The organism is Shewanella mytili, from assembly GCF_046765975.1.
In the GTDB taxonomy this organism is placed as follows: Bacteria; Pseudomonadota; Gammaproteobacteria; order Enterobacterales; family Shewanellaceae; genus Shewanella; species Shewanella mytili.
In genome coordinates this window covers 1-3,675 of the sequence record NZ_JBKOUD010000028.1, presented here as the reverse complement: position 1 = coordinate 3,675, position 3,675 = coordinate 1, and the positions used below count along the sequence as shown (strand labels likewise).

The window sequence follows — 3,675 nt, the reverse complement described above, 5'->3', positions numbered from 1 at the left end:
GGGGGGCGTTTACCACGGTGTGGATCATGACTGGGGTGAAGTCGTAACAAGGTAGCCCTAGGGGAACCTGGGGCTGGATCACCTCCTTACCAAAGCGATGGTGTTTGTTGTGAGTGTTCACACAGATTGCTTGATAGATGTAGAGCAATAAGGGTCTGTAGCTCAGGTGGTTAGAGCGTACGCCTGATAAGCGTAAGGTCGGTGGTTCGAGTCCACTCAGACCCACCAATCTTCCTTTTGCTTAGGTAAAGGCGTGCAACTGATGATGCATAGCACTGACTTAGGTGAAAGAAGCGTTTGGAAATGGGGCTATAGCTCAGCTGGGAGAGCGCCTGCTTTGCACGCAGGAGGTCTGCGGTTCGATCCCGCATAGCTCCACCATTTACTGGTAAGATTATTGCTCACCTGGTCATGGAAATGCCAAAGATAAGTACAGATTTATCTTTGGCTTTTTTAAGCCTGCTCTTTAACAATTTGGAAAGCTGATAGTAGCGATTAAATAGCGATATTTAATCAAAATTGAGTTCTCAAAATACTTCAATCAAGTGTTTTGTGATTCATCAAGGCGAAAGAAAAACCATATGGGTCGTGCATGCGACTTGGTTTGAGGAAACTCATCCGGGTTGTATGGTTAAGCGACTAAGCGTATACGGTGGATGCCTTGGCAGTCAGAGGCGATGAAGGACGTGTTAATCTGCGAAAAGCTGTGACGAGGAGATAAAACCCATTGAGTCACAGATGTCCGAATGGGGGAACCCACTTACATAAGTAAGTATCGCTACGTGAATACATAGCGTAGCGAGGCGAACCGGGAGAACTGAAACATCTAAGTACCCCGAGGAAAAGAAATCAACCGAGATCCCCTAAGTAGCGGCGAGCGAACGGGGGCCAGCCCTTAAGCTTTTGGGGTGTTAGTGGAATGTGTTGGAAAGCACAACGGTACAGGGTGATAGTCCCGTACACGAAAACTAACCGAAAGTGAAAACGAGTAAGGCGACACACGTGGTATGTTGTCTGAAGATGGGGGGACCATCCTCCAAGGCTAAATACTCCTGACTGACCGATAGTGAACCAGTACCGTGAGGGAAAGGCGAAAAGAACCCCTGTGAGGGGAGTGAAATAGAACCTGAAACCGTATACGTACAAGCAGTGGGAGCGGTCCTTGAGACCGTGACTGCGTACCTTTTGTATAATGGGTCAGCGACTTACATTTAGTAGCGAGGTTAAGCGAATAGCGGAGCCGTAGGGAAACCGAGTGTTAACTGCGCGAATAGTTGCTAGGTGTAGACCCGAACCCCGGTGATCTAGCCATGGGCAGGTTGAAGGTTGAGTAACATCAACTGGAGGACCGAACACACGTCTGTTGAAAAAGACGGTGATGACCTGTGGCTGGGGGTGAAAGGCCAATCAAACCGGGAGATATCTGGTTCTCCTCGAAAGCTATTTAGGTAGCGCCTCGGACGAATACCATTGGGGGTAGAGCACTGTTAAGACTAGGGGGTCATCCCGACTTACCAACTCTTTGCAAACTCCGAATACCAATGAGTACTATCCGGGAGACAGACGGCGGGTGCTAACGTCCGTCGTCAAAAGGGAAACAACCCAGACCGTCAGCTAAGGTCCCAAAGTTATTGCTAAGTGGGAAACGATGTGGGAAGGCTTAGACAGCTAGGATGTTGGCTTAGAAGCAGCCATCATTTAAAGAAAGCGTAATAGCTCACTAGTCGAGTCGGCCTGCGCGGAAGATGTAACGGGGCTAAGCAATACACCGAAGCTACGGGTTCATCTTAGGATGAGCGGTAGAGGAGCGTTCTGTAAGCGGAAGAAGGTGAAGGGGAGACCCACACTGGACGTATCAGAAGTGCGAATGCTGACATGAGTAACGATAATGGGGGTGAAAAACCTCCACGCCGAAAGACCAAGGGTTCCTGTCCAACGTTAATCGGGGCAGGGTGAGTCGACCCCTAAGGCGAGGCCGAAAGGCGTAGTCGATGGGAAACGGGTTAATATTCCCGTACTGCTGCTAACTGCGATGGAGAGACGGAGAAGGCTAGGCCAGCGCGGCGTCGGTCGTCCGCGTTTAAGGTTGTAGGTAGGATGCTTAGGTAAATCCGGGCATCTAATACTGAGGGCTGATGACGAGTCACTAAGGTGATGAAGTGGTTAATGCCAAGCTTCCAGGAAAATCTTCTAAGCTTCAGGTTAGTAGCAATCGTACCCCAAACCGACACAGGTGGTCGGGTAGAGAATACCAAGGCGCTTGAGAGAACTCGGCTGAAGGAACTAGGCAAAATGGTACCGTAACTTCGGGAGAAGGTACGCTGCTGTTGGTGGAGGGACTTGCTCCCCGAGCTGACGGCAGTCGCAGATACCAGCTGGCTGCAACTGTTTATCAAAAACACAGCACTGTGCGAACTCGCAAGAGGAAGTATACGGTGTGACGCCTGCCCGGTGCCGGAAGGTTAATTGATTGGGTCATCTTCGGAGAAGCTCATGATCGAAGCCCCGGTAAACGGCGGCCGTAACTATAACGGTCCTAAGGTAGCGAAATTCCTTGTCGGGTAAGTTCCGACCTGCACGAATGGCGTAATGATGGCCAGGCTGTCTCCAGCCGAGACTCAGTGAAGTTGAAATTGCGGTGAAGATGCCGTATACCCGCGGCTAGACGGAAAGACCCCGTGAACCTTTACTATAGCTTGGCACTGAACATTGACCCTGCATGTGTAGGATAGGTGGGAGACTATGAAATGGGAACGCCAGTTCTCATGGAGTCGACCTTGAAATACCACCCTTGCAGTGTTGATGTTCTAACCTGGGTCCCTTAACGGGATTAGGGACAGTGCCTGGTGGGTAGTTTGACTGGGGCGGTCTCCTCCTAAAGAGTAACGGAGGAGCACGAAGGTTGGCTAAGTACGGTCGGACATCGTACGGTTAGTGTAATGGCACAAGCCAGCTTAACTGCGAGACAGACACGTCGAGCAGGTGCGAAAGCAGGTCATAGTGATCCGGTGGTTCTGAATGGAAGGGCCATCGCTCAACGGATAAAAGGTACTCCGGGGATAACAGGCTGATACCGCCCAAGAGTTCATATCGACGGCGGTGTTTGGCACCTCGATGTCGGCTCATCACATCCTGGGGCTGAAGTCGGTCCCAAGGGTATGGCTGTTCGCCATTTAAAGTGGTACGCGAGCTGGGTTCAGAACGTCGTGAGACAGTTCGGTCCCTATCTGCCGTGGGCGTTGGAAGATTGAGGGGGGTTGCTCCTAGTACGAGAGGACCGGAGTGAACGAACCGCTGGTGTTCGGGTTGTGATGCCAATTGCATTGCCCGGTAGCTATGTTCGGAATCGATAAACGCTGAAAGCATCTAAGCGTGAAGCGAGCCCCGAGATGAGTCTTCCCTTGGACCTAGAGTCCACAGAAGAGCCGTTCGAGACCAGGACGTAGATAGGCAGGGTGTGTAAGCGTTGTGAGGCGTTTAGCTAACCTGTACTAATGACTCGAGAGGCTTAACCATACAACCCAGATGGGTTTTACTGAAAACATTCCAGATGTTTTCTAGCACTTCCTCCCTCCTTGGAGGTCGCGCAAAGCCTTGAAAGAATAGCAAGACTTGATTGAAGTAGAGAACAGCTACTAGAGAAAGAGATAAGGTCGCTTAGCTCAGCTGGGAGAG

The 3,675-nt window shown here is 50.8% G+C and carries 2 tRNA genes and 2 rRNA genes; all 4 read left to right on the top strand.

What is annotated here, in order from left to right:
* Positions 1–89: ribosomal RNA gene (locus ACIDEJ_RS15135) — 16S ribosomal RNA — on the top strand; the annotation flags it as partial.
* Positions 90–151: 62 nt separating this feature from the next.
* Positions 152–228 (top strand) — tRNA-Ile (locus ACIDEJ_RS15130).
* 77 nt (positions 229–305) lie between these two features.
* Positions 306–381, top strand: a tRNA-Ala gene (locus tag ACIDEJ_RS15125).
* A 248-nt stretch (positions 382–629) separates the two neighbouring features.
* Positions 630–3,516, top strand: a 23S ribosomal RNA gene (locus tag ACIDEJ_RS15120).
* Positions 3,517–3,675: the final 159 nt, after the last annotated feature.